General features: G+C 67.6%; 24 protein-coding genes and 2 riboswitches. Of the genes, 12 read left to right on the plus strand and 12 right to left on the minus strand.

Annotated elements, in window-relative coordinates:
* The first annotated feature begins 25 nt into the window (after positions 1-25).
* Entirely contained in the window at positions 26-643 is a 618-nt protein-coding gene (locus ABMA10_RS14295; protein WP_347870503.1) for a hypothetical protein, read from the plus strand.
* A gap of 88 nt (positions 644-731) precedes the next feature.
* Here ABMA10_RS14295 and ABMA10_RS14300 read toward each other — a convergent pair whose 3' ends face one another.
* The 4 genes from ABMA10_RS14300 to ABMA10_RS14315 form a co-directional block, all read right to left on the minus strand.
* Positions 732-2,456 (minus strand): dipeptide ABC transporter ATP-binding protein, encoded by a 1,725-nt coding sequence (locus ABMA10_RS14300; protein ID WP_431030640.1) that lies wholly within the window; start codon positions 2,454-2,456, stop codon positions 732-734.
* Between the two features lie 11 nt (positions 2,457-2,467).
* The gene (locus ABMA10_RS14305) at positions 2,468-3,436 is read right to left on the minus strand and encodes an ABC transporter permease (protein ID WP_347870505.1); all 969 of its coding nucleotides are present in this window, start codon (positions 3,434-3,436) and stop codon (positions 2,468-2,470) included.
* Positions 3,426-4,355: an ABC transporter permease gene (locus ABMA10_RS14310; RefSeq protein ID WP_347870506.1), complete on the minus strand. Its 930-nt coding sequence runs from the start codon at positions 4,353-4,355 to the stop codon at positions 3,426-3,428. The genes ABMA10_RS14305 and ABMA10_RS14310 overlap by 11 nt, the downstream gene beginning before the upstream one ends.
* A 76-nt stretch (positions 4,356-4,431) precedes the next feature.
* Entirely contained in the window at positions 4,432-6,042 is a 1,611-nt protein-coding gene (locus tag ABMA10_RS14315) for a peptide ABC transporter substrate-binding protein (RefSeq protein ID WP_347870507.1), read from the minus strand.
* A gap of 336 nt (positions 6,043-6,378) precedes the next feature.
* Between ABMA10_RS14315 and ABMA10_RS14320 the strand changes: the two genes are divergently transcribed.
* Positions 6,379-7,191 (plus strand): CPBP family intramembrane glutamic endopeptidase, encoded by an 813-nt coding sequence (locus ABMA10_RS14320; protein WP_347870508.1) that lies wholly within the window; start codon positions 6,379-6,381, stop codon positions 7,189-7,191.
* A gap of 75 nt (positions 7,192-7,266) precedes the next feature.
* On the opposite strand, the gene gcvP is transcribed toward ABMA10_RS14320, so the two are convergent.
* Genes gcvP through gcvT form a run of 3 tightly spaced genes read right to left on the minus strand, consistent with a single transcriptional unit; the run spans position 7,267 to position 11,666 of the window.
* On the minus strand, positions 7,267-10,164 hold the full coding sequence (gene gcvP / locus ABMA10_RS14325) for an aminomethyl-transferring glycine dehydrogenase (protein ID WP_347870509.1): 2,898 nt from the start codon (positions 10,162-10,164) through the stop codon (positions 7,267-7,269).
* The gene (gcvH, locus tag ABMA10_RS14330) at positions 10,164-10,538 is read right to left on the minus strand and encodes a glycine cleavage system protein GcvH (protein ID WP_347870510.1); all 375 of its coding nucleotides are present in this window, start codon (positions 10,536-10,538) and stop codon (positions 10,164-10,166) included. Before gcvH ends, gcvP begins: the two co-directional genes overlap by 1 nt.
* 3 nt (positions 10,539-10,541) lie before the next feature.
* Complete coding sequence (gene gcvT, locus ABMA10_RS14335; protein ID WP_431030641.1) at positions 10,542-11,666, minus strand: glycine cleavage system aminomethyltransferase GcvT; 1,125 nt, start codon at positions 11,664-11,666, stop codon at positions 10,542-10,544.
* A gap of 56 nt (positions 11,667-11,722) precedes the next feature.
* Positions 11,723-11,825, minus strand: a riboswitch (glycine riboswitch).
* Between the two features lies 1 nt (position 11,826).
* Positions 11,827-11,913: riboswitch (glycine riboswitch) on the minus strand.
* Positions 11,914-12,059: 146 nt separating this feature from the next.
* Between gcvT and ABMA10_RS14340 the strand changes: the two genes are divergently transcribed.
* From ABMA10_RS14340 to ABMA10_RS14370, 7 genes are read left to right on the plus strand one after another with little or no spacing between them, the layout of a single operon-like run.
* On the plus strand, positions 12,060-12,842 hold the full coding sequence (locus ABMA10_RS14340) for an NUDIX hydrolase (RefSeq protein ID WP_347870512.1): 783 nt from the start codon (positions 12,060-12,062) through the stop codon (positions 12,840-12,842).
* Positions 12,839-14,146 carry a quinolinate synthase NadA gene (nadA, locus tag ABMA10_RS14345; protein ID WP_347870513.1) on the plus strand — a complete coding sequence of 436 codons (1,308 nt, stop codon included), beginning with the start codon at positions 12,839-12,841 and terminating at the stop codon, positions 14,144-14,146. Before ABMA10_RS14340 ends, nadA begins: the two co-directional genes overlap by 4 nt.
* Before the next feature lies 1 nt (position 14,147).
* Positions 14,148-15,773 (plus strand): L-aspartate oxidase, encoded by a 1,626-nt coding sequence (gene nadB, locus ABMA10_RS14350; RefSeq protein WP_347870514.1) that lies wholly within the window; start codon positions 14,148-14,150, stop codon positions 15,771-15,773.
* Positions 15,767-16,618, plus strand: coding sequence for a carboxylating nicotinate-nucleotide diphosphorylase (nadC, locus tag ABMA10_RS14355; protein WP_347870515.1), 852 nt, complete (start codon positions 15,767-15,769; stop codon positions 16,616-16,618). The genes nadB and nadC overlap by 7 nt, the downstream gene beginning before the upstream one ends.
* A 1-nt stretch (position 16,619) precedes the next feature.
* Positions 16,620-17,762: a cysteine desulfurase family protein gene (locus ABMA10_RS14360; protein ID WP_431030642.1), complete on the plus strand. Its 1,143-nt coding sequence runs from the start codon at positions 16,620-16,622 to the stop codon at positions 17,760-17,762.
* 44 nt (positions 17,763-17,806) lie between these two features.
* Positions 17,807-18,016: a hypothetical protein gene (locus tag ABMA10_RS14365; protein WP_347870517.1), complete on the plus strand. Its 210-nt coding sequence runs from the start codon at positions 17,807-17,809 to the stop codon at positions 18,014-18,016.
* Between the two features lie 49 nt (positions 18,017-18,065).
* The gene (locus tag ABMA10_RS14370; RefSeq protein WP_347870518.1) at positions 18,066-19,181 is read left to right on the plus strand and encodes an N-formylglutamate amidohydrolase; all 1,116 of its coding nucleotides are present in this window, start codon (positions 18,066-18,068) and stop codon (positions 19,179-19,181) included.
* A 42-nt stretch (positions 19,182-19,223) separates the two neighbouring features.
* Here the strand turns inward: ABMA10_RS14370 and ABMA10_RS14375 are convergent, their stop codons facing one another.
* Entirely contained in the window at positions 19,224-20,570 is a 1,347-nt protein-coding gene (locus ABMA10_RS14375; RefSeq protein WP_347870519.1) for an anaerobic C4-dicarboxylate transporter family protein, read from the minus strand.
* Positions 20,571-20,739: 169 nt separating this feature from the next.
* Between ABMA10_RS14375 and ABMA10_RS14380 the strand changes: the two genes are divergently transcribed.
* Both ABMA10_RS14380 and ABMA10_RS14385 read left to right on the plus strand, forming a co-directional pair.
* Positions 20,740-20,955, plus strand: a complete 216-nt coding sequence (locus ABMA10_RS14380) for a hypothetical protein (protein WP_347870520.1) — start codon at positions 20,740-20,742, stop codon at positions 20,953-20,955.
* A 143-nt stretch (positions 20,956-21,098) separates the two neighbouring features.
* Positions 21,099-21,668, plus strand: a complete 570-nt coding sequence (locus tag ABMA10_RS14385) for a carboxymuconolactone decarboxylase family protein (protein ID WP_347870521.1) — start codon at positions 21,099-21,101, stop codon at positions 21,666-21,668.
* Between the two features lie 46 nt (positions 21,669-21,714).
* Here ABMA10_RS14385 and ABMA10_RS14390 read toward each other — a convergent pair whose 3' ends face one another.
* Positions 21,715-23,373 carry an ABC-F family ATP-binding cassette domain-containing protein gene (locus tag ABMA10_RS14390; protein ID WP_347870522.1) on the minus strand — a complete coding sequence of 553 codons (1,659 nt, stop codon included), beginning with the start codon at positions 23,371-23,373 and terminating at the stop codon, positions 21,715-21,717.
* 78 nt (positions 23,374-23,451) lie between these two features.
* Here ABMA10_RS14390 and ABMA10_RS14395 point away from each other — a divergent pair, with 78 nt between their 5' ends.
* On the plus strand, positions 23,452-23,799 hold the full coding sequence (locus tag ABMA10_RS14395) for a LysR family transcriptional regulator (protein ID WP_347870523.1): 348 nt from the start codon (positions 23,452-23,454) through the stop codon (positions 23,797-23,799).
* A gap of 36 nt (positions 23,800-23,835) precedes the next feature.
* Here ABMA10_RS14395 and ABMA10_RS14400 read toward each other — a convergent pair whose 3' ends face one another.
* From ABMA10_RS14400 to ABMA10_RS14410, 3 genes are all read right to left on the minus strand, one after another.
* On the minus strand, positions 23,836-25,005 hold the full coding sequence (locus ABMA10_RS14400; protein ID WP_347870524.1) for a hypothetical protein: 1,170 nt from the start codon (positions 25,003-25,005) through the stop codon (positions 23,836-23,838).
* Positions 25,006-25,078: 73 nt separating this feature from the next.
* Complete coding sequence (locus ABMA10_RS14405; protein WP_347870525.1) at positions 25,079-25,666, minus strand: hypothetical protein; 588 nt, start codon at positions 25,664-25,666, stop codon at positions 25,079-25,081.
* A gap of 66 nt (positions 25,667-25,732) precedes the next feature.
* Positions 25,733-26,221, minus strand: coding sequence for a hypothetical protein (locus tag ABMA10_RS14410; protein ID WP_431030643.1), 489 nt, complete (start codon positions 26,219-26,221; stop codon positions 25,733-25,735).
* Positions 26,222-26,243: the final 22 nt, after the last annotated feature.

Raw genomic sequence — 26,243 nt, forward strand, 5'->3', positions numbered from 1 at the left:
AGGAGGGCCTGCGAGGATGGACGGCGTGAACGACGCGACGAATGCCGCCAACCGGACGACTCTCCGCAGCACGAGCGGCTACTGGATCCTCGGGGTCAGCGGACTGCTCATGATCTTCTTCATCGTCGACGCGGTCGGACGCGGCGCCTGGGGCTTCGCCCTGCAGGCCCTGCCCTGGGAACTGCTCGTCGTCTGGGTGATCTACCTGGTCCTGGTTCGCCCGTGCATCATCGTCGAGCCCTCGCAGCTCACCATCGTGAACGTCGGCCGTCTGCACGAGATCCCCTGGCCGCGCATGGAGGAGACGACGAGCCGCTATCAGCTCACCGTGTTGTTGCGTGACGGTCGCAAGATCACCAGCTGGGGCGCTCCGTCAGCAGGTCTCGACCGCCCGTCGATGCTCGGCGGTCGAGCGGGGCGACAGGGTGTCGACCATCAGGAACGGGCCTCCGGCGTGCGCCGTCCGGGCCGCGCCGGAAACGAGGGCCCCACGGCCATCCAGCTGATCGAACGGTCGCACGAGCGCTGGGGTCGGATCGACCCGGCCGATTCGCGCCGCGCCGTCTCGCGCTGGGACCTCGTCGCCATTGCCGTCACCGCAGGGATCCTCATCTGGGGTGTGACCTCCGCGCTCCTCGGTTGATGCCGGCCACCGGGTACCAGCCCGGAACGCCGAAGGGCGGTGCAGCCGGATCGCTCCGCTGCACCGCCCTTCGACGTCTGACCGCTGCTTACAGGGCGAGCTCGATTCCGGCGCCGGGGATGGCGTCGAGGAGTTCGCGTGTGTACTGCTGCCTCGGGTTCTCGAAGACGTCGTCCGTGGTGGACGCCTCGACGATCTTGCCCTTCTGCATGACGGCGACGTTGTCCGCGATCACCCGCACGACCGCGAGGTCGTGCGTGATGAAGAGGTACGTCAGCTGCAGTTCCGACTGGAGGTCAGCCAGCAGCTGCAGGATCTGCGCCTGGACCAGGACGTCGAGCGCGGAGACCGCCTCGTCGAGCACGACGATCTCAGGCTTCAGCGCGAGCGCACGGGCGATCGCGATGCGCTGCCGCTGACCGCCGGAGAGCTCGTTCGGGTAGCGCGTGGCCACCGACTGCGGCAGGGACACCTGATCGAGGAGTTCCAGCACCCGTGCACGACGTGAGGCCTTGTCGCCCACCTTGTGGGTGACGAGCGGCTCCGCGATCGTGTTACCGATGTTCCGCAGCGGATCGAGCGAGCCGTAGGGGTCCTGGAAGACCGGCTGCATCTTCCGACGCAGCGCGAGGAGACCCTTCCGGTCGAGGCCTTCCATCTCCCGACCGCCGATGCGGATGGAGCCGGACGTCGGTGTCTCCAGCTGCAGGAGCAACTTGGCCACGGTGGACTTGCCGGAGCCGGATTCACCCACGAGCGCCATGGTGGTGCCGCGCGGAATCTCGAAGGAGACGTCGTCGACGGCCTTGAGCTCGCGTGTCTCGGCCTTCTGCCCACGGATGTTGTAGACCTTCTCGAGGTTCTTGACCACGATGGCAGCTTCCTCATCGGGCTGGGCAGCCTGGGCCGCCGCACGATGCTCCGCCGCCACGATGAGGTCGATGCCCTCTGAACCGGCCGGGGCCTCGTGCTCGAGCGTCTCGAGCGAGCCGGTCGCCGATTGGATGCGGCGCGAGGCGAGGCTCGGTGCCGCGGCGACCAGACGCTGCGTGTACGGGTGCACCGGGTTCTGCAGGATCTCGACGGACGGTCCCGCTTCGACGATCTGCCCCTTGTACATGACGATGAGTTTCTCGGCACGCTCGGCAGCGAGTCCGAGGTCGTGCGTGATGAAGAGCAACGACGTACCGCTGTCGCGGGTCATGCTCTCGAGGTGGTCGAGGATCTTCCGCTGCACCGTGACGTCGAGCGCCGAGGTGGGCTCGTCGGCGATGAGCAACTTGGGACTCGAGGACAACCCGATACCGATGAGCACACGCTGTCGCATTCCGCCCGAGAATTGGTGCGGGAACTGCTTCAGGCGACGCTCGGCGTCCGACAGGCCTGCCTGCTTGAGGACCTCGATCGCCTTCGCGCGGACGGCCTTCTTGCCGACAGCGATCCCGTTGGCGCGGATCGCCTCCTCGACCTGGAACCCGATGTTCCATACGGGGTTGAGGTTCGACATCGGGTCCTGCGGCACGAAGCCGATCAGGCGCCCACGGACGTCTTCGATCTCCTTGCTCGGCAGCTTCGCGAGGTCGCGACCTTCGAAGAGGATCTCGCCCCCGCTGATCTTGCCGGTGCCGGGCAACAGGTTGATGATCGCGTGAGCGGTCGTGGACTTCCCCGAACCGGACTCCCCCACGATCGCCACGGTCTCGCCGGGCATCATCGTGAAGTTCGTCTTTCGAACCGCCTGCACGATCCCGCTCTGCGTGCGGAACGTCACTTCGAGGTCTTTCACCTCGAGCAGCGGCTGCTGCGTGGTCAACTGGGTCGCGTTCAACGGAGGGCCCTCGCCTTCGGGTCGAGAGCGTCGCGCAGGACTTCGCCCATCATGATGAAGCTGAGCACAGTGAGCGACAGCGCGATCGACGGGTAGATCAGAACCTGTGGCGCGGTGCGCAGATCACGTTGCGCCTGGCTGATGTCGTTGCCCCACGACATGGTCTCGCTCCCGAGCCCGACGCCGAGGAAGGACAGCGTCGCCTCGGCAACGATCGCGGCAGCCAAGGAGATCGTGATGACGACGATCACCGGAGGGATGGCGTTCGGCAGGACGTGACGCAGCAGGATCTTGAAGCGAGAGACGCCCAAGGCGATGGACGCCTGCACGTAATCCGCGTTCTTGACCCGGAGCACCTCGGCCCTGAGCACGCGTGCCACTGATGGCCAGGCGAACAAGCCGATCGCGAGCGAGATCGTCCACACGCTGCGGTACTTCGCGAGCACCGACATCACGACGACGGCCGCGAGGATGTACGGGATCGAGAAGAAGATGTCGCCGATGCGGGACAGGACCGAATCGACCCAGCCGCCGTAGAACCCGGCGAAGGCACCGAACACGATGCCGAGGCTCGCCGTGATGAGCGTGACGATGAGTCCGACCGACAGTGACGTGGACGTGCCGTAGATGACCCGCGAGAAGATGTCACACCCCTGCTTCGTGAAGCCGAGGATGTGTCCGGCTTCCGGGCCACCGTTGCTGTTCGCCAGGAAGCACTCGTTGTTCGGGGGCGTCTGTGTGAACAGGAAGGGGAACAGACCGACGACGACGACAAGCAGGATGAGGAACGACGAGATCCAGAACATCGGACGACGGCGCATGAACGCCCAAGCGTCCGTCCAGAGGTTGCTGACCTTCTCGTCGACCTTAACGGCATCGATGACCGCCAACGGGGTCTCTTCGAGCGGCGCGACGAAGTGATTCGGGGATCGCTTGATCGTCGGCTCCTGATCATTACTTGACATAGCGGATCCTTGGGTCGAGCACGGCGTAGAACAGATCGATGACGAGGTTGATGATGAGGTAGAACAGCACCATCACGGTCACGAACGACACGACCGTGGGCCCTTCGCCTCGCAGGATGGCCTGATAGAGCGTGCGGCCGACGCCCGGCACGTTGAAGATGCCCTCGGTGACGGTGGCCCCGACGATGAGCACGCCGAAGTCGACGGCCAGGTACGTCACCACCGGTATCAGTGAGTTCCGCAGGATGTGCACGGGGATGACCCGACGGCGGCTGAGGCCCTTCGAGTACGCGGTGCGGACGAAGTCGAGGGACTGGGTCTCGATCACCGATGACCGGGTCAGTCTCACGATCTGCGCGAAGCTGATCGTCGCGAGGACGAGCGCCGGCAGGATCAGATCCTGGATCGGCGCCCCCGGTCCCACCGTGGGTCTGAACCACCCCAACTGGATACCGAAGACGTACTGGGCGACGAACGCGATGACGAACACCGGCAGGGAGATGAGGATGAGGCTGACGACGAGGAACGACGCGTCGAAGATGCCACCCTTGCGGATACCCGAGATGAGGCCGATCGTGATACCGGCGACCATCTCGAAGAAGACGGCGATCACTGCGAGACGCAGCGTGACCGGGAAGGCCTGCGCGAGGATCTCGCTGACCGGCTGACCGGAGAACGACGTACCGAGGTCGCCGATGAAGATGCCGCCCAAGTACAGGAAGTACTGCACGATGAACGGTTTGTCGAGGTTGTACTCGGCGTTGAGTTGTGCGATCTGCGCGGCGCTCGGCGTCTTGTCGCCGAACAGTGCGAGCACGGGATCACCGGGCAACGCGAAGACCATGAAATAGATGAGGAAGGTCGTGCCGAGCAGTACGGGGATGGCCTGCAAGACACGACGAAGAATGTAACCGCCCATGGTGTGGGACTCCTGAACTCGTGAAGCTGGGTGGGTCCGGAGAAAACCGGACCCACCCAGCTATGCCGCTACAAGACTACTTGGTGATCTCGTAATACAGCGGCACCGAGTTCCAACCGAACTCGACGTTCTGCACGCCTTCGCCGAAGCCACCGCTGACGTTCTGGTACCAGAGCGGGATGGCGGGGAGGTCCTTGAACAGGACCGCCTGTGCATCCTGGAACTTCTTGTTCGCAGCGTCCAGGTCGGTCTCGCTCGAACCCTCGGCGAGGAGCTTGTCGAACTCGGGGCTCGAGTAGTCGCCGTCGTTCGAGGAGGCGCCGGTCGCGTAGAGCGGGGCGAGGAAGTTGTACAGACCGGGGTAGTCGGCCTGCCATCCGGAGCGGAACGCCGTCTGGATGGAGCGGTCGGTGATGCCAGCGCGGAAGTCACCGAACACGGCGACCGGAACACCGGACGACTCGATGCCGAGAACGTTCTTGATGCCGTTGGTCACAGCATCGACCCAGGCCTGGTGCGGCCCGTCAGCGTTGTAGGCGATCTGGAAGGAGCCGTCCCACGGGGAGATGGCGTCAGCCTCGGCCCAGAGTTCCTTGGCCTTCTTCTCGTTGTACTTCAGGACGTCCGAACCTTCGATGTCCTTCGAGTAGCCGTCGATGACCGGCGACGTGAAGTCGGTCGCCGGCGTGCGGGTCCCGTTGAAGATGACCTTCGTGATCTCATCGCGGTTGATCGCGTAGGAGATCGCTGTACGGCGCAGCTCGCCCTCTTCGCCGCTGAAGTGCGGCAGGCGGGACGGGATGGTGAAGGACTGGAAGACAGCGGCAGGCTGGTTGACCGCGCGGTCGCCCAGGTCGTCCTGGAACGTGGAGAGCGCGGAGTCCGGGATCTGGTCCAGGACGTCGAGGTTGCCACTCAGCAGATCAGCGTAGGCGCTGTCGAAGTCCTTGTAGAACGTGACCGTCAGGCCACCGTTCTTGGCCTCGCGGCCGCCCTTGTACTCGTCGTTCTTGACGAGCTTGATCGACTCGTTGTGCTTCCATGCCTTGTCGCCGTCGACCTTGTACGGGCCGTTGCCGATCGGGTTCTGACCGAACTCGTCGGTCACCTTGCCGGCCTCGTCGAATGCCGACGCGGGCAGCGGGTAGAACGCCGAGTAGCCGAGGCGCAGCGGGAAGTCGGAGGCCGCCGCGCTGAGCTTGACCGTGAAGGTGTTGTCGTCGACGACGGTGAGGCCGGTCAGCGGCTGGCCCGTCTCGTTGTAGCCCTCGATGTCCGAGAAGAACGATGCGTTCTTGCGGAGGTTGACGACTGCGTCCTGCCAAGCCATCACGAACGACTCCGCCGTCACCGGCTCGTCGTTGGTGAACTTCTGATCGGCCTTGACCTTGATCGTGAAGGTGGTCGAGTCATCCGTGTCGATCGACTCGGCCAGGTCATCGACCGGCTTGCCGTCGGCAGCGTAGTAACGGAGGCCTGCGAAGACCTCATCGATGATCTTTCCGCCACCGACCTCGTTGGTGTCGCTGGGGATGAGGCCCGACTCCGGCTCGGAGCCGTTGGTCGTGATGATGGATGACGTGCTGCTGGTGCTCTCGCTGCTGGAACCGCCACCGGAACAACCGGTGAGGACGAGAGCCCCTGCTGCGATGATGGCGGCGGCAGAGCCGAACCGACTGAACTTCACAGTTCCTCCTTGGGGAAAGGGCAAGCGGAATCGGCGCATCGTGTGCGCAGAATCGCTCTTTGAATACTCTGACGATAAGCAGAAGAAGGACGACGAGCAAACTGGGACGCCAAACGTTACACAGCGGTAACCGAAATGACGGAATGTTGCTCGCTTGCGCGTTTCCGTGCACGTATCTCGCCTCCGACGCAAGAGAACGACGCTGTTCGCAAAACTCCTGCACGGCCATTGACGACGAACATACGCATCGTATGCATATTCCGACATCCTGGCCGGAATCGGCTTTCAATGCTGCTATGCGGTGCGCATACAGGCTGGAGCCACCAGAATGGTGCGGTGAGCGAGCAGAGCATGGTCGACCGAGGTCCTCGGCTCCCGGACGTCGGGGGCAACGCCAGACGCTGGTGGGAGATCGGGATCGTCCTGGCGCTCAGCCTCGGCGCATCGGCCGTGTACTCGATCATCTCGATCATCGCGAAACTCACGGCGGGCCCGCCGCTCTCCGACCAGTCCGCCGCCATCAACACCACGCAATCGACCAGGGAGTGGCTCGACTTCAGCTACCAGTTCCTCGGGCTCTTCTTCCAGCTGGCACCGGTCGCGCTCGTCGTCTACTTGCTCTGGCGACCGGCGCAGAGCGGGTTCGCGCGGATGGGGCTCGACCTCCGCTCCCCCGGACGCGACCTCGGCCGTGGTGCCCTGCTCATCGCAGCCATCGGCATACCGGGCATCGGCGTGTACGCGCTCGGCCGCGCTCTGGGGGTCACCGTCGCGGTGTCCACCTTCCCCGACACCATGTACTGGTGGACCATCCCCATGCTCGTGTTCTCGGCGATCCGAGCGGGCCTCCAGGAGGAGGTCATCATCATCGGGTACTTGTACACCCGACTGCGCGAGATCGGCTGGGGCTGGTGGACGATCATCCTGTCCACCGCGGTGCTGCGCGGGAGCTACCACCTCTACCAGGGCATCGGGCCGTTCTTCGGCAATGTCGCAATGGGAATCGCATTCGGCTGGTGCTACAAGCGTTGGGGACGGGTGATGCCACTCGTGGTGGCGCACGCCATCATCGACATCATCTCGTTCGCCGGGTTCCCGCTGGCCGTCGCCTGGTGGCCGGAGATCTTCGCCGCGACGCCGACCTCCTAGCCGTTCGATCGCCCGTTCCTGGGCGAACGAACGCTCCCTCGCCCAAAGATGGGCGAGGGAGCGTTCTCGTTCAGGCTAGGCGAAGGCCTCCGGGGGCGGACAGGCGCAGACGAGATTGCGATCGCCGAAGGCCTGGTCGATGCGTCGTACCGGCGGCCAGTACTTCGTGCGGACCAGGGTGTGCACGGGGTACACGGCGAGCTCACGCGAATACGCGTGGGTCCACTCCCCCTCGATCACCGACTGAGCCGTATGGGGTGCTCCGACGAGCGGGTTGTCGTCAGCAGGCCACGTCCCTGCTGCGACGGCGTCGGCCTCGGCCTTGATCGCGATCATCGCATCGATGAAGCGGTCGACCTCGGCGAGGTCCTCGCTCTCGGTCGGCTCGACCATGAGCGTCCCAGCCACCGGGAACGACATCGTGGGCGCGTGGAAACCGTAGTCGACGAGGCGCTTCGCCACGTCGTCGACGGTGATCCCGGTCGCCTCCTTGAGGGGCCGGAGGTCGAGGATGCACTCATGCGCGACGAGGTCGCTGTCGCCCGTGTACAGCACCGGGTAGTGCTCCTGGAGACGCGCAGCGATGTAGTTCGCGGCGAGCACTGCTGCACCCGTCGCCTCACGCAGACCCGTCGAACCCATCATGCGGACATAGGCCCACGAGATCGGCAGGATGCTCGGGCTGCCGTATGGAGCCGCCGAGATCGGCCCGCCGCCGTGCACGACCGTGCCACCCCCGAGCAGCGGGTGCTCGACACGCTGGGCGAGCGGGTGGCCGGGCAGGAACGGCGCGAGATGCGCCTTGGCTGCGACCGGGCCGACGCCGGGCCCGCCGCCACCGTGCGGGATGCAGAACGTCTTGTGCAGGTTCAGGTGGGACACGTCGCCACCGAACTCGCCGAACCGGGCGTATCCCAGCAACGCGTTGAGGTTCGCGCCGTCCACGTACACTTGCCCGCCGGCGTCGTGCACGGCCTGCGTGATCGACTTGACCTCGTGTTCGTACACGCCGTGGGTGGACGGGTACGTGATCATGAGTGCCGCGAGGGACTCGGCGTTCGCCGCGATCTTCGCACGCAGGTCGTCGAGGTCGACGTTGCCCTGCTCGTCGCAGGCGACGACGACGACGCTCATGCCGGCGAGCACCGCTGACGCCGCATTCGTGCCGTGCGCGCTCGACGGGATGAGGCAGACGGTGCGCTGCTCGTCCCCATTCGCGCGGTGGTACCCGCGGATCGCGAGCAGGCCGGCGAGTTCGCCCTGGCTGCCGGCGTTCGGCTGCAGGGAGACGGAGTCGTAGCCGGTGACCTCGGCGAGCCACGTCTCGAGCTGGTCGACGAGCTCGAGGGACCCGGTGACGTCCTCCGCCGGAGCGAACGGATGCAGACCTGCGAACTCGGGCCAGGTGACCGCCTCCATCTCGGTGGCCGCATTGAGCTTCATGGTGCAGGACCCGAGCGGGATCATGCCACGGTCGAGCGCGTAGTCGCGGTCGGCGAGCTGCTTGAGGTATCGCATCATCGCCGTCTCGGAGTGGTGCGTGTTGAACACGGGGTGCGTCAGGTACTCCGTTTCGCGCGCGAGCGCGGCGGGGTACTCCTGGACGGCCGCGTCGCCGAACGACGACGTCGACGCAGCAGCGGTGGCATCGGAACCGAGGATCTCGACGAGGGTCGTGATGACGGACGCATCGGGCTCGTCGAGGGCGGTGACCTCGTCGAAGCTGATCGACACCGTGCGCTCGTCTACCGCCCAGAGGAGGAGACCTCGCTCATGCGCCGTCGAGACGGCCGCCGAGCTGTCCTCGACGCGCAGCTGCAGCGTGTCGAAGTAGGAACCGGTCAGGACCTCGACTCCGGCGGCCGTGAGGGCGTCGGCAGCCTGTGCTGTCGTCGCGTGCACCGACTGTGCGATCCGCTTGAGCCCGGCGGGACCGTGGTAGACCGCGTACATCGCCGCCATCACCGCCAGCAGGACCTGCGCGGTGCAGATGTTGCTCGTCGCCTTCTCTCGACGGATGTGTTGCTCACGCGTCTGCAGGGTGAGTCGGTAGGCGGGGTGACCCGCCGCATCCTGGCTGACGCCGACGAGGCGACCGGGGAGCTGACGCTCGAGACCCTTCCGGACGGCGAGGTAGCCGGCGTGCGGGCCGCCGAAGCCCATCGGGACACCGAAGCGCTGGCTCGTGCCCACGGCGATGTCTGCGCCGAGGGAGCCCGGCGAGGTGATGAGCGTGAGCGCGAGCAGATCTGCTGCGACCACGGAGACGCCGCCTCCTGCCTTGACCGCGGCGAGCACGGCGGACGGGTCCCAGACGAGACCGGACGCGCCGGGATACTGCACGAAGACGCCGAAGGCCTCGGGCAACTCGTCGGGGGCCGTCGTGGCGAGCGGAAGCTCGATGAGGTCGATTCCGACCGCCTCGGCTCGACTCGCGAGCAGCGCCTTCGTCTGCGGGTAGGCGTCGGTGTCGACGATGAATGCGGCGTGCGCGAGCTTGGACGCCCGACGCGCGAGCAGCATGCCCTCGACGACGGCGGTGCTCTCATCGAGCATCGACGCGTTCGCCGTGTCGAGACCGGTGAGGTCGGCGACCATCGTCTGGAAGTTGATGAGCGCCTCCAGACGGCCCTGGGAGATCTCGGGCTGGTACGGCGTGTAGGCCGTGTACCAGGACGGGTTCTCGAGGACGTTGCGCTTGATGACCGCCGGAGTGACGGTGTCGAAGTACCCCAGGCCGATGAGGCTGCGATTGACCGTGTTGCGGCCGGCGAGTCCGCGGAGTTCGGCGAGCGCCGCCCGCTCGGTCGCGGCGTCGGGGATGCTCGACGACGCGAGCTCTGCGGCGGTGATCGCCGACGGGACTGCTGCTGCGAGCAGCGCGTCGACGCTGTCGTACCCCACAGCGGCGAGCATGGTCGCCTGCGCTCGGGTGTCGGTGCCGATGTGCCGTTCCGCGAAGCGTTCCGGCATCACTCGCCCACCAACGCTGCGTACTCGTCCCAGCTGAGGAGGTTCTCGGGCAGGGCGTCGTAGCGGATGGAGACGAGCCAGCCGGCACCGAACGGGTCGCTGTTGACGAGGGAGGGGTCGTCGACGACGGCGTCGTTGGCCTCGGCGACGGTGCCGTCGAGCGGCGCGAAGAGCTCGCCGACCGACTTCGTCGATTCGATCTCGCCCACGACGGTGCTGGCCGAGAGGGTCGCGCCGACAGCCGGCAGATCGACGAACACCACGTCGCCGAGCTTCTCAGCGGCGTAGTCGGTGATGCCGATGACGGCGAGTTCGCCCTCGACGCGGATCCACTCGTGCTCGGCGGTGTACTTGAGGGTGGTCTTGTCGGCCATGGGTTACTTCTCTCTCGAATAGAAGGGGAGCTTGGTGACGGTCGCGGGGATCCGCGTGCCGCGGACGTCGATGTCGAGCACGGTGCCCGGCTCGGCATGATCTGGGTGCACGTAGGCCATGGCGATGGGGTGTCCGAGTGTGGGCGACAGGGCGCCGCTCGTGACCTCGCCGACGACCGTTCCTCCTGCGAGGACGCTGTATCCCGCACGCCCTGCGCGTCGTCCTTCGGACACCAGTGCGACCAGTACCGGGGCGTCCGCGTCGGGCCCCGTCTCGACGGCTGCACGACCGACGAAGGGGCCTGGCTTCCCGAGTGCGACGATGCGACCGAGTCCAGCCTGCACCGGCAGCTTGCCGGGCCCGAGCTCGTGCCCGTACAGCGGCATGCCCGCTTCGAGCCGAAGCGTGTCGCGACTGGCGAGACCGGCCGGCACGAGGCCGAGTGGTGTACCGGCTTCGACGAGAGCCGTCCAGAGTTCGACCGCGTCGGCCTCGTCCACGTAGAGCTCGAAACCGTCCTCACCGGTGTACCCGGTACGGCCGATGAACACGGTCCCTCCGGCGAAGGAGGCTCCGGTGGCGCGGTAGTACTTCACCTCGTCGAGGGACGGGAGTTCGTCCAGGACGTCGAGCCCCGTCGTCGCCTGCAGGATCGCGCGCGACGCAGGACCCTGGACGGCGATGAGGGCGATCTCGTCGCTGCGATCGACGACGGCGACGTGTTCGTAGGCACGCGCCCGTTCCGCCAGCGCTGCGACGACGGCCGAACGGTTGCCGGCGTTCGCGACGACGAGGTACTCCTGCTCACCGTTTCGGTAGACGACGAGGTCGTCGATGATGCCGCCGGCCTCGTTCAGGAGGAGGGAGTACTTGGCCTGGAAGAGCTCGATCGCGGAGAGTTTCCCGGCGAGGGCCTGGTCGAGGAACTCGGCAGCGTCTGCACCGGCGACCTGGATCTCGGCCATGTGCGAGATGTCGAAGATGCCGGCGGCCGAGCGGACGGCGTGATGCTCGGCGAGATCGCTTGAATAGCGGACGGGCATCAGCCATCCGGCGAAGTCCGTGAAGCTCGCACCAGCGGCTTCGTGGAGGGCATGGAGCGGGCTGGTTCGTTCGGAATCGGTCACGAGTTCTCCGGGGTCGCGTGGTGCGCTGCGGACACCTGACGGCGCCCGTTGGGAACTCCCCCTCTGTCATTGGCCTGAGAGCTTCGCGGCGTCCGACCTGCTGACGCTGCTTTCACCGTCGGCGAGCGCACCATGCACGTGCGCTGCTTTCCAGAGTGGCCAGTTCGATGCGGTACAGGACCTGAGAGATTGGCGGGGAGGCTTGCTCCTTCGGTGCCGGCGTGGCCGGCTCTCCCGCATCGTGTTTGCGGCCCGATATTCGGTTGAAGCGCCCAGCATATCGCGAGTCGACCGCACATCGGGAGCGTGTGTTCGAGTCAGGTGTACACTAAGAACCACACGAGTAAAGGTCACAAGGACCATTTCGACTCGTCATCCCAGGAGCTCTGCACCATGACCCCCATGCCAGTCGCGGACGACGTCGACGTCGCGCAGGTCGGGCTCGCCGTCTCGACCGTGATCTTCACCCTCCGGACCGACGACGCCTTCGGCGCGACCGACCCGGCGCCGGCCATCTGGCTCCCACTCGTCCGTCGTATCCGCGAGCCGTACGACGGACGCTGGGCGCTTCCGGGCGGCCCCCTCGGAGCTGCGCAGTCCTTGGCCGACGCCGCAGCCTCGACACTCGAGGCGACCACGTCGCTCCGGCCGCGCTACCTGGAGCAGCTGTACGCGTTCGGCGACCTCGACCGCTCCCCCGATGAGCGCGTCGTCTCGATCGTGTATTGGGCCCTCGTCGCCTCGGAGGAGGCCAAACGGACGCTGCTCGGCCAGAACGTGCGCTGGTTTCCGGCCGACGCCCTTCCGCCCCTCGCGTTCGACCACCAGCAGATCGTCGAGTACGCCCTCTGGCGTCTGCGGAACAAGCTCGAGTACAGCCACATCGCCCACGCCTTCCTCGGCGGGACCTTCACGTTGACGGAACTCCGCGAGGTCCACGAGGCCGTGCTCCAGAAGCAGCTCGATCCGGCCAACTTCCGCCGACAGGTCGAGTCGTCCGGGCTCGTGCTCGCCACCGACGAGCAGCGCACGGGGGGCAGGCACCGCCCGGCACGGCTCTACCGGTGGGCTCAACCCATCGCGAGGCCTGACACCCCCACGCTGCGGAGCTCCTCGAGCGCGCGCACCACCCCGACCACCCACGATCAGCGTTCGCAGCCCCAGGAGCATTCATGACACTCACCGCATCGGTCGACGCCACCATCCAGGAGATCGCGGAGGGTGCTGCAGACGGCGCGACCTGCGCCCCGGAACTCGCCTCAGGCCCGTGGGTCTTCGATCTGCAGCCACCGAGCTACGGCCCCGGTGCATCGATGGGCGACGTCATCCCCACCGGCTCGCCACGGCAAGGCCAGTTGCCGGCCGCCTACCGCGACGCATCCCGCGACGACCTCCACCGGCGAATCATCGCCGCGAAGGAGACCCTCGGCGACCGGGTCGTCATCCTCGGCCACTTCTACCAGCGCGACGAGGTCGTGCAGCACGCCGACTACATCGGTGACTCCTTCCAGCTCGCGAACGCAGCCAAGGCGCGCACCGACGCCGAGGCGATCGTCTTCTGCGGCGTGCACTTCATGGCCGAGACCGCCGACCTGCTGTCAGGACCCGAGCAGGCCGTGATCCTGCCGAACCTCGCCGCCGGTTGCTCGATGGCCGACATGGCGAACATCGACCAGGTCGAGGAGGCGTGGGAGGCGCTGGAGGCGCTGTACGGCAGCGCACCCGACGCCGACGGCCGGGTTCCGGTGATCCCGGTGACCTACATGAACTCCTCGGCCGCGTTGAAGGGGTTCTGCGGTCGCCACGGCGGCATCGTGTGCACCTCGAGCAACGCCGAGACGGTGCTGCGCTGGGCCTTCGAGCGTGGACAGCGGGTGCTGTTCTTCCCGGATCAGCACCTCGGCAGGAACACTGCGAAGAAGCTCGGCGTCCCGCTCGAGCGCATGCCAATGTGGAACCCGAACCGTCCACTCGGAGGCAACGATGCCGCTGAGCTGCAGGCGGCCGAGGTCATCCTCTGGCACGGTTTCTGCTCGGTGCACAAGCGGTTCACCGTCGACCAGATCGACCGCGCCAGGGCGCAGCACCCGGGCGTGCGCGTGATCGTCCACCCCGAGTGCCCGATGCCGGTCGTCGACGCAGCCGACGAAGCCGGGTCGACCGACTACATCCAGAAGGCGATCGCCGCAGCGCCCGATGGCACGACGTTCGCGATCGGCACCGAGATCAACATGGTGCAACGACTCGCGGCCCAGTTCCCACAGCACACCATCTTCTGCCTGGACGACGTCATCTGCCCCTGCTCGACGATGTACCGCATCCATCCCGGCTACCTGGCCTGGGTCCTCGAAGGACTCGTCGCCGGCGAGGTACTCAACCGCATCACCGTCTCGGACGACGTCGCAGTCCCCGCCCGGCTGTCACTCGAGCGCATGCTGGCGGCGAAGCCTCCGGTCGCGCCCGGAACCCAGGCGGGCTGACGTGGCCAAGGTCCTCGTCATCGGCAGCGGGATCGCCGGCCTGGTCGCCGCGATCCACGCGAGCGAGCGGCACGAGGTGGTCGTCGTCACGAAGGACGTCCTCGGCCAGAGCAACACCCGCTACGCGCAAGGCGGTATCGCGGGGGTGATGTTCGACGACGACCGTGTCGAGGACCACATCCGCGACACGCTCCTCGCCGGCGCAGGACTCTGCGACGAGGCGGCTGTGCGGGTGCTGTGCACCGAAGGACCCGATCGGATCCGCGAGCTCATCGCGTTCGGTGTGGCCTTCGATCGTGAGGGCGACACGTTCGCGAAAGGCCTCGAGGCCGCGCACTCCTACCCTCGTGTCCTGCACGCGGGCGGCGACGCGACCGGAGCCGCGATCGAGGCCGCGCTCGTCGCGGCGCTCGGAGCACGAGACGTCCCCGTCCTCGAACACACGTTCCTCCGCGACCTCGTCCTGCAGGGCGGCGTGGTCACCGGGGCCCGATTCCACTCGCGCGAGCGGGGAGACTTCTCGATCGATGCAGCGCACGTGGTGTTGGCGACGGGCGGACTCGGCCAGCTCTATCCCTTCACCACCAATCCGTCCGTGGCGACGGGCGATGGCGCCGCCGCCGCGTTGCGGGCGGGGGCGGTGCTCGCCGATGTCGAGTTCGTGCAGTTCCATCCCACCGCTCTCACGACACCGGGGAGCTTCCTGGTGTCCGAAGCGGTCCGCGGCGAGGGCGCCGTCCTCCGCGACGCGGACGGCGAACGGTTCATGGTCGCACTGCACCCGGATGCTGAGCTCGCGCCTCGCGACGTCGTGGCCCGCGGCATCGCGCAGGCCATGGCCTCCCAGGGCGGACGGCCCGTCACACTCGACGCCACGAGCCTCGGCGCCAATCGACTCGCTTCGCGCTTCCCCGGCATCGACGAGCACATCCGCGCCGCAGGGGTCGACTGGTCGCAGACGCCCGTCGAGGTGGCTCCGGCTGCGCACTACTGGATGGGCGGCATCGCGACCGATCTCGACGGACGGACGAGCCTGCCCGGGCTCTACGCGGTCGGCGAGGTGGCGAGGACCGGGGTCCACGGGGCCAATCGCCTCGCCTCGAACTCGTTGCTCGAGGGAGCCGTCTTCGCGGCTCGTGCGGTGGCCGCCATCGATCAGGCTCCGGTCGGCGGGTCCGCAGACGCCGGGCTGCGACTCGGGCCGATCCGACTCGACCTGCCGGACATCGCGCCGTCACGCCCCATCGACGGACCGCCGGTCGAGCCCTTCGATCGCGTCGCCCTGCACGCCGTCATGTGGCGGTACGCCGGGCTCGTCCGAGACGCCGCAGGGCTCCTCGAGGCACAGCGCATCCTCGACCATTGGTCACGTGAGACCGCGCAGTCTCCGTCGCCCGTCACGTCGTTGACCGACGCCGAGGACCGGAACCTGCTGCTGCTCGCTCGCGCCGTGGTCGCTGCCGCGCTCCGACGACCGGAATCCCGTGGCGCCCACGCCAGGGACGACTTCCCGGCGATCGACCCGGCGCAGGCCGCCTCCGTCGCCGTCGCGCTCGGTCGACCCTCCGCGCCCGAAAGCACCCCAGACCAATCACTCCCGATCGGAACCGAGTTCGCACCATGCTGACCCCGCACCTCATCGACACCGTCGTCACCGCCGCCCTCGCCGAGGACGCCCCGTGGGGCGATCTCACCGCTGACGCCCTCATCCCCAGAGGCGCTACGGCCTCCGCCACGCTCAATGCCCGTGAGGCCGGCGTCTTCAGCGGGAGTGCGGTGTTCGAGGCGGCCTTCCGTCTCACCGACCCGGAGCTCAGCGTCGCGTTCCTCGTGGCGGACGGGGAGACCTTCGCCGCCGGCGACACGATCGCGACGGTCTCAGGACCGGCGCGGTCGCTCCTCACCGCCGAACGCGTGGCGCTCAACTTCGTGCAGCGCATGAGCGGCATCGCCACCACCACTGCCGCGTACGTGGCCGCCGTGTCCGGCACGCACGCCCGTATCGTCGACACCCGCAAGACGACGCCCGGCCTCCGCGCCTTCGAGCGCCACGCCGTGCGTTCCGGCGGTGGACGCAACCATCGGAACTCGCTCTCGGACGCCGTCATGGTGAAGGACAACCACCTGGCCGTGCTACTCGAGCGAGGCCTCACCGTCACTCAGGCGCTCCTCAGCGCCCGCGAGCAGCTGCCGCACACGACCACCATCGAGGTCGAGGTCGATCGGCTCGACCAGATCGAGGACGTGCTCGCCGCGGGGATCGACACGATCATGCTCGACAACTTCACACTCGACGAACTGCGCCAGGGCGTTGGACTCGTGGCCGGACGGGCTCTCGTGGAGGCCAGCGGCAACGTCTCGCTGGCGACGGTGCGGGAGATCGCCGAAACTGGGGTCGACGTCATCTCCTCGGGGGCGCTGACGCACAGCGTGCGGTCGCTCGATCTCGGGCTCGACATCTCGGTCGGCTGACGTGCTCTACCTCGACAATGCGGCGACGACCCCAGTGCGCCGCGAGGTGCTCGAAGCGATGTGGCCCTATCTCACGAGCACCTTCGGCAACCCGTCCAGCCACCACACCGTCGGCGAGGCGGCTGCTGCGGGCCTGCAGGACGCCCGACGGCGGATCGCGGACGTCCTGGGCACCCGTGCCGGAGACATCGTGTTCACCTCGGGTGGCACGGAGGCCGACAACCTCGCGGTGAAGGGGCTGTCGCTCGCTGCGATCCACCGTGGTCGGCATCTGGTCATCTCCCCGATCGAGCACGAGGCCGTCGCGGAATCGGCCGACTACCTCCGGCGCCTCCACGGTTTCGAGGTCACGACGGTCTCCGTCGACGGCACCGGACGGATCGACCCGGCGGACTTCGCGGCCGCGCTGCGACCGGACACCGTGCTGGCGAGCGTCATGGCGGCCAACAACGAGATCGGGACGGTGCAGGATCTCACGGCGCTCGGCGGCATCGCCCGCTCTGCGGGCGTTCCGTTGCACACCGATGCCGTCCAGGCAGCCGCGTGGCTCCCGCTCGGCCTCGACCGGCTCGGCGTCGACGCTCTCAGCCTGTCCGGCCACAAGCTCGGTGGGCCGAAGGGCATCGGCGTGCTGGCGGTCCGCGGTGCCCTCCCGCTGGAACCGCTCGTGCACGGAGGCGGTCAGGAGCGCGGGAAACGCAGCGGCACCGAGAACGTCGCCGCGGCGGTGGGGCTCGCGACCGCACTCGAACTCGCCGAGGCGGAACGACCAGACGCGTCGGTCCGGGTCGGTGCGCTCCGGGACCGGTTCATCTCCCGCGTGCTCCGCGAGGTCCCCGGCGCTCGCCTCACCGGTCACCCGGAGCATCGCCTGCCCGGCATCGCTTCCTTCGTCTTCCCCGGCACGAGCGGCGAGGCCGTGCTCCTGGAGCTCGAACAGCGCGGCGTCGTCTCGTCGAGCGGCTCAGCGTGCGCCGCCGGGAGCGACGATCCCTCCCCGGTGCTGCTCGCGATCGGGATCGAACCGGTCGTCGCGCAGACCGCGGTGCGCCTCAGCTTCACGGCGTCGGTCTCCCAGCAGGAGCTCGACGATGCGGCGAGCGCCGTGGTCGCCGCCGTGGATTCGGTCGCCGGAATCCGCTGAGCGCCGCCGCGCCCGAGCGCCCTGCGTCGGCTACGGTGGGAACCATGAGCACCGAGCAGGAGTCGCAGGATGCAGCGGACCGCGCGCGTCGTCGCCATGACAACGAGGACTCCGACGCCGTGACGCGGTTCCTTGCAGAACGAGACCCGGAGTACGACCTGCACACGGAGCGCCTCGTCGATCCGGAAGAGGTCCTGCTGAAGAACTGGTTGCCGCATGCCACGCCAACCGACGGCAGCGCGCCCGCCCCGTAGCAGTCGGCACCCCTCGTGCCCCCGGGAGCCCCGGAGTAGAGTGCCGGGCATGGACGATCATTCGCCGATCCTCATCCCCGCCGGCACGGTCTTCGCGCCCGAGGACATCACGTTCTGGGCGGATCGGGCGACGCGCAGCCTCGACGACGCGATAGCCGAGGCGGATCTCCTCGTGAGTGCCCCGCACGCCGGGGCCGCGATCCCAGAGGAGTTGGCGTCCTTCCTCGCGCCGGAGTTCACCCGACGCCTGCAATACGACTTCACCGATGTGTCGACCAGTGCGATCGTCCGGCGCTGGGCGGAGATCGACCACCGGATCATCGTGGTCGAGAACCCGCATCCGCGGATGCTGCGAGATCCGAACCGCGAGCGTCCGGCGGATCTTCGGGCAACGCTCCGCGAGGCCTTCGACCGGGTCCGTGCAGCAGGTCCGTACGCTCGTGTCGATCTGAGCGGCGTCGACGCCGTCAGGCCGGTCACGTTCTCGTTCTATCCGCTCCTGTCCGTGCCCGGGAGCGACGCCGACGTCGACCGGATCGCGGACGCGTTCACGGCCGTCGCCGAGCAGGGTCTGCGCGTCTACGAGACGACTCGCGACGAACTCTCGGACCGGTTCGTCGCGAAGTCCTTCGCGGAGGGTTCGACGGGCACGCCGTCCGCATTCACGCGTCTCTCGTTCCACGACACGATGAACACGACGACGACGGTCGACGGTGCCGTCAATGTGCAACGCGCCCGGGAGGACAGGCTGCCGGCGGTCGTCGCGCTGTCCAACCGCGGTGATCACGAGGGCGAACCCATCGGGCAGAGCCCGGTCACGATGGCGCCCGAGCACATGCGCATCCTCGCGCAGACGCATCGCAGCGCGTTCGACGTCGCCGATCCGGCCTCCGTCGCGTTGAACCAGCCGTATCTCGGGAGCTTCGAGATCATCGACGCAGGAGTGCGGTTCCGAACGGTGTCCGCCGAGGCGGCCTCACTCGGAGTCTCACTCGGTGCGGTCCAGGCCGAGTTCCTGCGCGAGTTCCTGCTGGGTGAGCACAACACGGCGATCCTGCAGCAGCCTGGCACCGGCTGGGTGGAACCGGAGCCGGAGCACGTCGACCACATCGCCCAGGCGTGCAAACGCGCCTGGGACACCTATCGCGATGCGACCACAGACTGACGGTCCTGGCACCCTGGAGCGCTTGCCGGGCGCTGAAACGGGTCAGAGTCCGCCCCAGAGGATCCCGAAGAGTGCACCGAAGGCGATCGTGATGACCGCGAGCACGAGGGTCGGGATGAAGAACGAGTGGTCGACGAGCTTGGTGCCGAGCTTCGTGCTTCCGGAGGTGTCGAAGTTGGCCGCCGCGATCTGCGAGCCGTTCGTCGGCAGGAGGTAGATGCCGGCGAAGGCGCCCGCCCACATGCCGGTGAGGAGTCCGACCGGGATGCCTGCCGCCAGGCCGATCGGCACGACTGTCCTCGTCGCCGTCGATTGTGAGGTCGTGAGCACACAGACGAGGAACACCCCGAGAGCGAAGATCCAGGGAAGGGCGGCGACCCAGCTGCCGACCGTCGTCGCGATCTCCTCCTGGTGCGCGGTCAGGAAGGTGTCTGTCAGCCAGGCGAGACCGAACAGGGCGATGGCGGAGACCATGCCGGCCTTGAAGACCGACATCGTCGGGATCTCGGCGACCTTGGGCCGCGACACCATCAGGATCAGCGTGCCGACGAGGAACATGATGATCTCGATGATCGGCGTCATGCTGAGCGGGTCGCCCTCACCGTCCAGCGGACGGATACCCTTCGCGAGACCGAACACGACGATCGTGATGACGCCGGCGAAGAAGATGTGGGCGGCGTTCCGGCCGGCCTTCGTCACCGTCACATCCGCGGCTTTCAACGGACCGTCCGTCTTCGGTGCTTCGATGGTGCCGGACGCGATCTTCGCCTGGATCTCCGGATCGTGCTCGATGTCCTTCCCGAGCCGTGCGACGACGAACGACGCGAGGACGATGCCGACGACAGCGGCGGGGAAGGTCACCTTGATGATGTCGATGAGCTCGAAACCGTAGGGCGCGGTGTCGGTGAGCGTCACCATCGCGGCCATCGCTGCAGACACGGGGCTGCAGGCGAGCGCGACACCGGTCGCGACGACCGACAGGGAGAGAGGGCGGGAGGGACGGATGTTGTTCTTGTAGGCGACGTCCTGGATGACCGGCAGCAGCGGATAGAGGATGTTCGAGGTGCCGGCACCGACGGAGAACAGGAACGAGACGAGTGGAGCCACGAGCGTGATCTGTCGGGGACTCCGCGAGATCGCCTTCGCCGCGATCGAGACCATCCAATCGATACCGCCCGCAGCCTGCATCATCGACGATGCGAGTACAACGGACATGACGATGAGCAGTGCGTCGACCGGAGGCGACCCCACCGGCTCCTGGAAGACGAAGACGAGCACGGCGACACCCGTGCCGCCCCACAGGCCGAGCCCGACACCGCTCGAGCGCGTGCCCATGACGATCGCACCCAGGACGACGACCAATTCGAGGATGAATCGTACGGTCTCCATGACGCCTCCCCCGGCCCTCCCCAGGACCTGGGCACGAGCGTAGCGCTCGGACACCCGCGGGTCGAGACCTAGCCAGAATCGCCTGGGAACACAAGGTGTTGCCGCGGCCGCCCCGCACCCGGGATCCTGAAATGGTGACCGAGAGACGGGCGCAGAGACGGAGCTGACCATGGGATTCCTGGACAACGCCAAGGACGCCGCGGAGGCCACCGGCAAGAAGATCGGTGAGTTCGTGGACGACACGAAGGACCGTATCGGCGACAAGGTCGACGAGGCGAAGGCCGACGCGAAGGTCAAGCAGGCGGAAGCCGACGTGAAGAAGGCCGAAGCCGAACGCGAGTCCACCGAGGCCAAGAACGACTACAAGGAGCAGCTGCGCGACTGAAGCGCATCGCCGAGCGAGCCCGTCCGGGGACCGGGCGGGCTCGCTCGCGTCAGGATGAACCCTGACGGAACCCGCTCGCAGTGCGATGATGGGTGACAATCGCGGACACCCGGCCCGCGGTCTGTCCTGTGAGGCGGTCGATCATGGCGATCCTGCACACCATCCCGGAGTCCTCCGCCACCGGCACCACGGCGGCGTTCTATACCGATGACATCGCCGACCAGGGGTTCGTCGCCGCCCACACGAAGGTGATGGCGCTCAACCCCGAGGCGTTCGCTGCGTGGGAAGCGCTCATCGGAGCGATCGCCAGGCCCCTCGGCAAGCGCCGATACGAGCTCGTCACACTGGCTGCGGCGCGAGGCGCGCGCTCGAGACACTGCCGTCTGGCGCATGGACGACGGTCGCTCGCACTGTTCGACGAGGCACAACTCGTGCGAATCGCATCCGACTACCGAGATGCCGACTTGAGTCCGGCGGAAGTCGCCATGATGGCCTTCGCGGAACGCGTGAGCGAGGACTCGGACCAGATGACCGACGCCGACAGCCTCGTCCTTCGCGAACACGGCTTCACCGATCGCGAAATCCTCGACGTCACGCTCGCGGCTGCCGCACGCAACTACTACAGCCGGGCGGTCCAGGCTCTCGCGGTCGACGTCGAGCCGCCGACGGACATCAGCGACACACTCCGCGACGCGCTCCTTCACGGACTGTGAGGCGCGTCGACGGTACGCCGCTGCACGCTCCGGAACGACGGTATGGCTACCGCTCGGTGACGAGGCCGCCCTCGACCACCCAACGGCGTTCGATCCGTACGGTGTCGAGCATGCGGCGGTCGTGCGTGACGAGCAGGAGCGTGCCCTCGTAGCTCTCCAGGGCCTCCTCCAGTTGTTCGATCGCCACGAGGTCGAGGTGGTTGGTCGGTTCGTCGAGCACGAGCAGGTTGACACCGGTCGCCTGCAGGACGGCGAGGCCCGCGCGAGTGCGCTCCCCCGGCGACAGCTCGTCGACGGGCCGACTCACGTGGTCGGCCTTCAACCCGAACTTCGCGAGCAGTGTGCGCGCCTCACCGGGTGAGAGCTCAGGCACGATCGCTTCGAAACGGTCCGCCAACGGTTCCGCCCCGACGAGCAGGGATCGCGCCTGATCGATCTCACCGATCCGGACGCTGGAGCCGAGACTCGCCGTGCCCTCATCGGGCGTCCTGCGGCCGAGCAACGTCGCGAGGAGCGTCGACTTCCCTGCACCGTTCGGGCCGGTGATCCCGATGCGGTCGCCGCCGTTCACCTGCAGCGACACCGGACCCAACTGGAAGTCCCCCTGCCGCACGACCGCCTGGGACAGCGTCGAGACGACCGTGCTCGAACGCGGAGCCGTGCCGATCGTGAACTGCAGCTGCCACTCCTTGCGAGGCTCTTCGACCTCGTCGAGGCGGGCGATGCGGCTCTCCATCTGGCGGACCTTCTGCGCCTGCTTCTCCGACGACTCTGCTGAGGCCTTCCGTCGGATCTTGTCGTTGTCCGGAGCCTTCTTCATCGCGTTCCGCACGCCTTGGCTGGACCACTCGCGCTGGACGCGGGCACGTCCGACGAGGTCCGCCTTCTTGTCCGCGAACTCGTCGTAGGCGTCGCGCGCGTGCCGACGGGCCACCTCTCGCTCCTCCAGGTAGGCCTCATACCCGCCACCGAACACACGGTTGCTGTTCTGAGCAAGGTCGAGTTCCAGGACGCGGGTGACGCAGCGGGCGAGGAACTCGCGATCGTGACTCACGAGGACGACGCCGCCGCGCAGGCCCTTCACGAAGCGCTCGAGTCGTTCGAGACCGTCGAGGTCCAGGTCGTTGGTCGGCTCGTCGAGGAGCACGATGTCGAACCGGGACAACAGGAGTGCGCCAAGCCCGACGCGCGCTGCTTGACCACCGGAGAGGGATGTCATCATGGTCGTCGTCGCGGTGTCGGCGTCGAGATCGAGCCCGAGGTCCGCGAGGACCGCGGGGATGCGGTCGTCGAGGTCGGCGGCACCGCTGGCCAACCAGCGGTCGAGTGCCGCGGAATAGACGTCGGCCGGGTCCTCCCCGTCCGAGGCCGGTTCGGCCAGCGCTGCGGCAGCGCTGTCCATCGCCTCGGTCGCGCTCGCACAGCCGGTGCGACGGGCGATGTAGGCGGCGACGCTCTCGCCTGCGACCCGCTCGTGCTCCTGCGGCAATGCCCCGACGAAGGCGTCCGCAGGCGACAGTGTGATGGTGCCGGCCTGAGGCTCCAGCGCACCACCGAGGATCTGGAGCAGGGTCGACTTGCCAGCCCCGTTGACGCCGACGACGCCGATGACATCGCCCGGGGCGACCGTCAGGTCGAGTCCGTCGAACAGCGTGCGGTGGCCGTGGCCTCCGGCGAGGCCCTGGGCCACGAGTGTTGCAGTCATGCTGCAATCGTCTCATCCGCGCGACCGCGACGAGGACGGCGGTCCGGCCGTCACGTCGCGCCCCGTAGGCTGTGGGGCATGGACCACAAGCTGCTGCGCTCCTTCGTCGCCTCTGCGGAGACCCTCCACTTCGCCAAGGCCGCCAAGGCGCTCGACCTCCCGCGGAGCACCGTGGTGGCCGATGTCCGCAAGCTGGAGGAACTCGTCGGGGCAGAACTGTTCGCCCGCGATGTCGAGTCCACGCAGCTCACCGACGCAGGCTTCGCGTTCCTCGCCGATGCACGTCGTCAGCTCGATGCCTCTGCCAAGGCTGCGGCGAAGTCCGCACCGGCACCTGGCGGGAAGGCGAAGGCGAACAAGGGCAAGGGCCGAGCCCCGAAGGTCAAGGGCGAACCGCTGCCCTACAAGAAGCGTCAGGGCCGCTGAGGCGTCCCGTCCAGGGCGCCGCGGACGGGTCGAAGGTCAGCGCCCCGTGGTCTCGGTGCCGGGCACGACGAGCCGCATCGAATCCCCTCGCTGCTCCGCCTGTGCGCGGGCACGCATCGCGGATGTCATGAGGGTGTCGAGCGGGAGTCCCGGACCATCCTCGAGCGCGATGCCGAGCTTGGCTGCGCCGGCGAAACCGGTCACCTGCCCGGCGACCGCCTCCCGGTAGCCGAGTGCGACCAGTGTGGCCATGCGCTCCAGCTCAGCGGGGGCCGACCCGCCGCCCGTGACCCAGGTCGCGACGAGGATGCCGCCGTTGCGGACCCGCGAGCAGATCGAGACGGCAGGGATCGTCCGGTGGACCACTTCCGTGAGCAACGCCTCCAGTTCCCCGGCCGACGCCATCCCGTACGCGCGACGCAGCTCGGCGAAGTCGTCGATCGCGATGTCGATGATCGTGAAGACGTCACCGGTGTGCGTCGCGGCGCGACGTTGCGCCGCCGCCGTGGCGAAGTGCCTCCGACTCACCGAGGCGACACCGGGCCGGTCCGATGCCAGGCGCTGCTTGCGCTCCCACGAACGCAGCAGGATGAGCCCGACGGCCACGGCGACCACGAACACGAGGTTCATGTTCGTGACGATCGCGGAGCTGAACGCCTCATCGAAGATCGGCGCTTGGTGCCCGACCGTCACGAAGATGACGAGGCGCACCGTGGTGAAGGCGGCATGGACCCCGAGCACGACGACGAGCACCTTCGCCGGTGGGGCGACGCGCAGACGGCCACGACGCGCCTCCTGCACGATGAGGACCGACAGCAGGATGAGGATGAGGAACTTCGCGATCGATCCGGCCCACTCGCGATCGTCGGTCGGATCCAGAATGGCTGCGGTGAACGTCACCCCGACGAGGAATGTCCCGACGATCACGAGCGATGCACGCCCGTTGAACAGACGACACCCCACCCAGACCGCTGCGACGGCGGCCACCATCGACGCGTTCGCGATCGCGACGACCCAGATCTCGTCGTCCATGTACGACGCCGCGAGGTAGCACACGGAGGACAGGAGGGTCGAAGCGAATCCAGACAGCCACGCCGCCATGTGACGGCCCGAGAGCGTCCGGGCACTGTCGAGCGCGTAGAAGATGCCGCAGCCGGCGCACACGATCACGGACACGACGAGCATGGTCGCGAGATCGACGCTCACCGGCCACCTCCCCCAGGGCGCCGTTCGGGCGACGCTGTTCCGATGCTAGCGGTCGGCCTCCTCGAGCGTGCGTCTAGCGGGCCTCATCCGGCAGCGGCCACGACCAGGCGACATCGCTCGCCGCTCGCTGCTTGGCGATCCGACGATGACGCGATGCTTCGCGCTTGGTGCCGGAGTTCAGTGGCATGTCCGACAGCCACTCCCGCGGGACGACGTGCAAGGCCAGTCGCAGGATCGAACGATCCGGGTCGTGGGACCGCACGAGCACGGCCGCGCGGCTGCGTACCGCCCACCAGTTGAGGCTCGAACCGCTCTGGACGATCGCTCCCGACGCGAGCAGATTCCGACCGAACCCGTCTTCCAGGTCCACTTCGTTCTCGGCGTGGAAGTCGTCACCGCCGTAGAAGTGGACGCAGTAGCGCGCCAGGCCGTACTCCATCTCGGCCAGCTCACTCACGGCGTCGACGTCTCCACCCTCGGCCACGGATGCCACAGCGAGCGGGTAGATGGCGGCATCGCCGCGATCGATGACCGGGTGGCCGAATTCCGACCAGCTGAACGTCTCCGCGACGGCGGACGGGCGCGCGAGGAACCGCTCGAGGGCGGTGAGAATCTGCACGCCGTCCGACACCTGCACGAAGCCTGCAGCGTCATCGCCCATCCTTGGCCCGCTTCCGAGTCGCGGTCTGGTGTCGTGATGCTCGGCCGCCCGCCGGGAACCGGCTGCTCACGCGCCGACGTCCCGGGCCATGACGACCGCCATGGTCAGCGTCTCACCTTCGAAGTCGAACTGCAGGAAGCCCTGATCCGTCTCATAGAGGAGGTATCCGGCGGCCGACCGCTTCGGTTCGCCGAGCGCCCGCACGACATCGTCGCGCTCGTCGGTTGCGGTGACACCGTGCACGAGGCTCGGCCAAGCGCCGTAGGCGGCGTGTTCACTGTTCACCGTGGCGTAGATGAAGACGGTGCTGAGCACCCCGTCGACGAGCAGGAAGTCCACTCCCCGATCCGGAACGACGAGGTAGGTCGCCACTTCGTCGTCATCGTCGAAGACGTCGACCTCGTGCACGCCACCGACGAAGTCCAGGGCGCGCCGCAACCGCGCGTCGTCCTCGCGAGCACCGAGGGCGCTCAGGAACTCGGAGACATCGCCCTGGATCATCGTTCGGACCTGCCGCAGGCCGTCATCATGGTCATGGTCGCCCAGCATAGCCATGACCGCGGTGCAGACGCGCGAA

It is taken from the genome of Plantibacter sp. RU18 (assembly GCF_050613355.1).
Lineage (GTDB): Bacteria > Actinomycetota > Actinomycetes > Actinomycetales > Microbacteriaceae > Plantibacter.

Coding starts and splice junctions, on each gene's coding strand:
- ABMA10_RS14305 (WP_347870505.1), bottom strand. CDS start 3,436: ATGTCAAGTAATGATCAGGAGCCGACGATCAAGCGATCCCCGAATCAC.
- ABMA10_RS14310 (WP_347870506.1), bottom strand. CDS start 4,355: ATGGGCGGTTACATTCTTCGTCGTGTCTTGCAGGCCATCCCCGTACTG.
- gcvP (WP_347870509.1), bottom strand. CDS start 10,164: ATGCCGGAACGCTTCGCGGAACGGCACATCGGCACCGACACCCGAGCG.
- gcvH (WP_347870510.1), bottom strand. CDS start 10,538: ATGGCCGACAAGACCACCCTCAAGTACACCGCCGAGCACGAGTGGATC.
- ABMA10_RS14340 (WP_347870512.1), top strand. CDS start 12,060: ATGACCCCCATGCCAGTCGCGGACGACGTCGACGTCGCGCAGGTCGGG.
- nadA (WP_347870513.1), top strand. CDS start 12,839: ATGACACTCACCGCATCGGTCGACGCCACCATCCAGGAGATCGCGGAG.
- nadC (WP_347870515.1), top strand. CDS start 15,767: ATGCTGACCCCGCACCTCATCGACACCGTCGTCACCGCCGCCCTCGCC.
- ABMA10_RS14365 (WP_347870517.1), top strand. CDS start 17,807: ATGAGCACCGAGCAGGAGTCGCAGGATGCAGCGGACCGCGCGCGTCGT.
- ABMA10_RS14370 (WP_347870518.1), top strand. CDS start 18,066: ATGGACGATCATTCGCCGATCCTCATCCCCGCCGGCACGGTCTTCGCG.
- ABMA10_RS14375 (WP_347870519.1), bottom strand. CDS start 20,570: ATGGAGACCGTACGATTCATCCTCGAATTGGTCGTCGTCCTGGGTGCG.
- ABMA10_RS14380 (WP_347870520.1), top strand. CDS start 20,740: ATGGGATTCCTGGACAACGCCAAGGACGCCGCGGAGGCCACCGGCAAG.
- ABMA10_RS14385 (WP_347870521.1), top strand. CDS start 21,099: ATGGCGATCCTGCACACCATCCCGGAGTCCTCCGCCACCGGCACCACG.
- ABMA10_RS14390 (WP_347870522.1), bottom strand. CDS start 23,373: ATGACTGCAACACTCGTGGCCCAGGGCCTCGCCGGAGGCCACGGCCAC.
- ABMA10_RS14395 (WP_347870523.1), top strand. CDS start 23,452: ATGGACCACAAGCTGCTGCGCTCCTTCGTCGCCTCTGCGGAGACCCTC.
- ABMA10_RS14405 (WP_347870525.1), bottom strand. CDS start 25,666: ATGGGCGATGACGCTGCAGGCTTCGTGCAGGTGTCGGACGGCGTGCAG.
- ABMA10_RS14410 (WP_431030643.1), bottom strand. CDS start 26,221: ATGGCTATGCTGGGCGACCATGACCATGATGACGGCCTGCGGCAGGTC.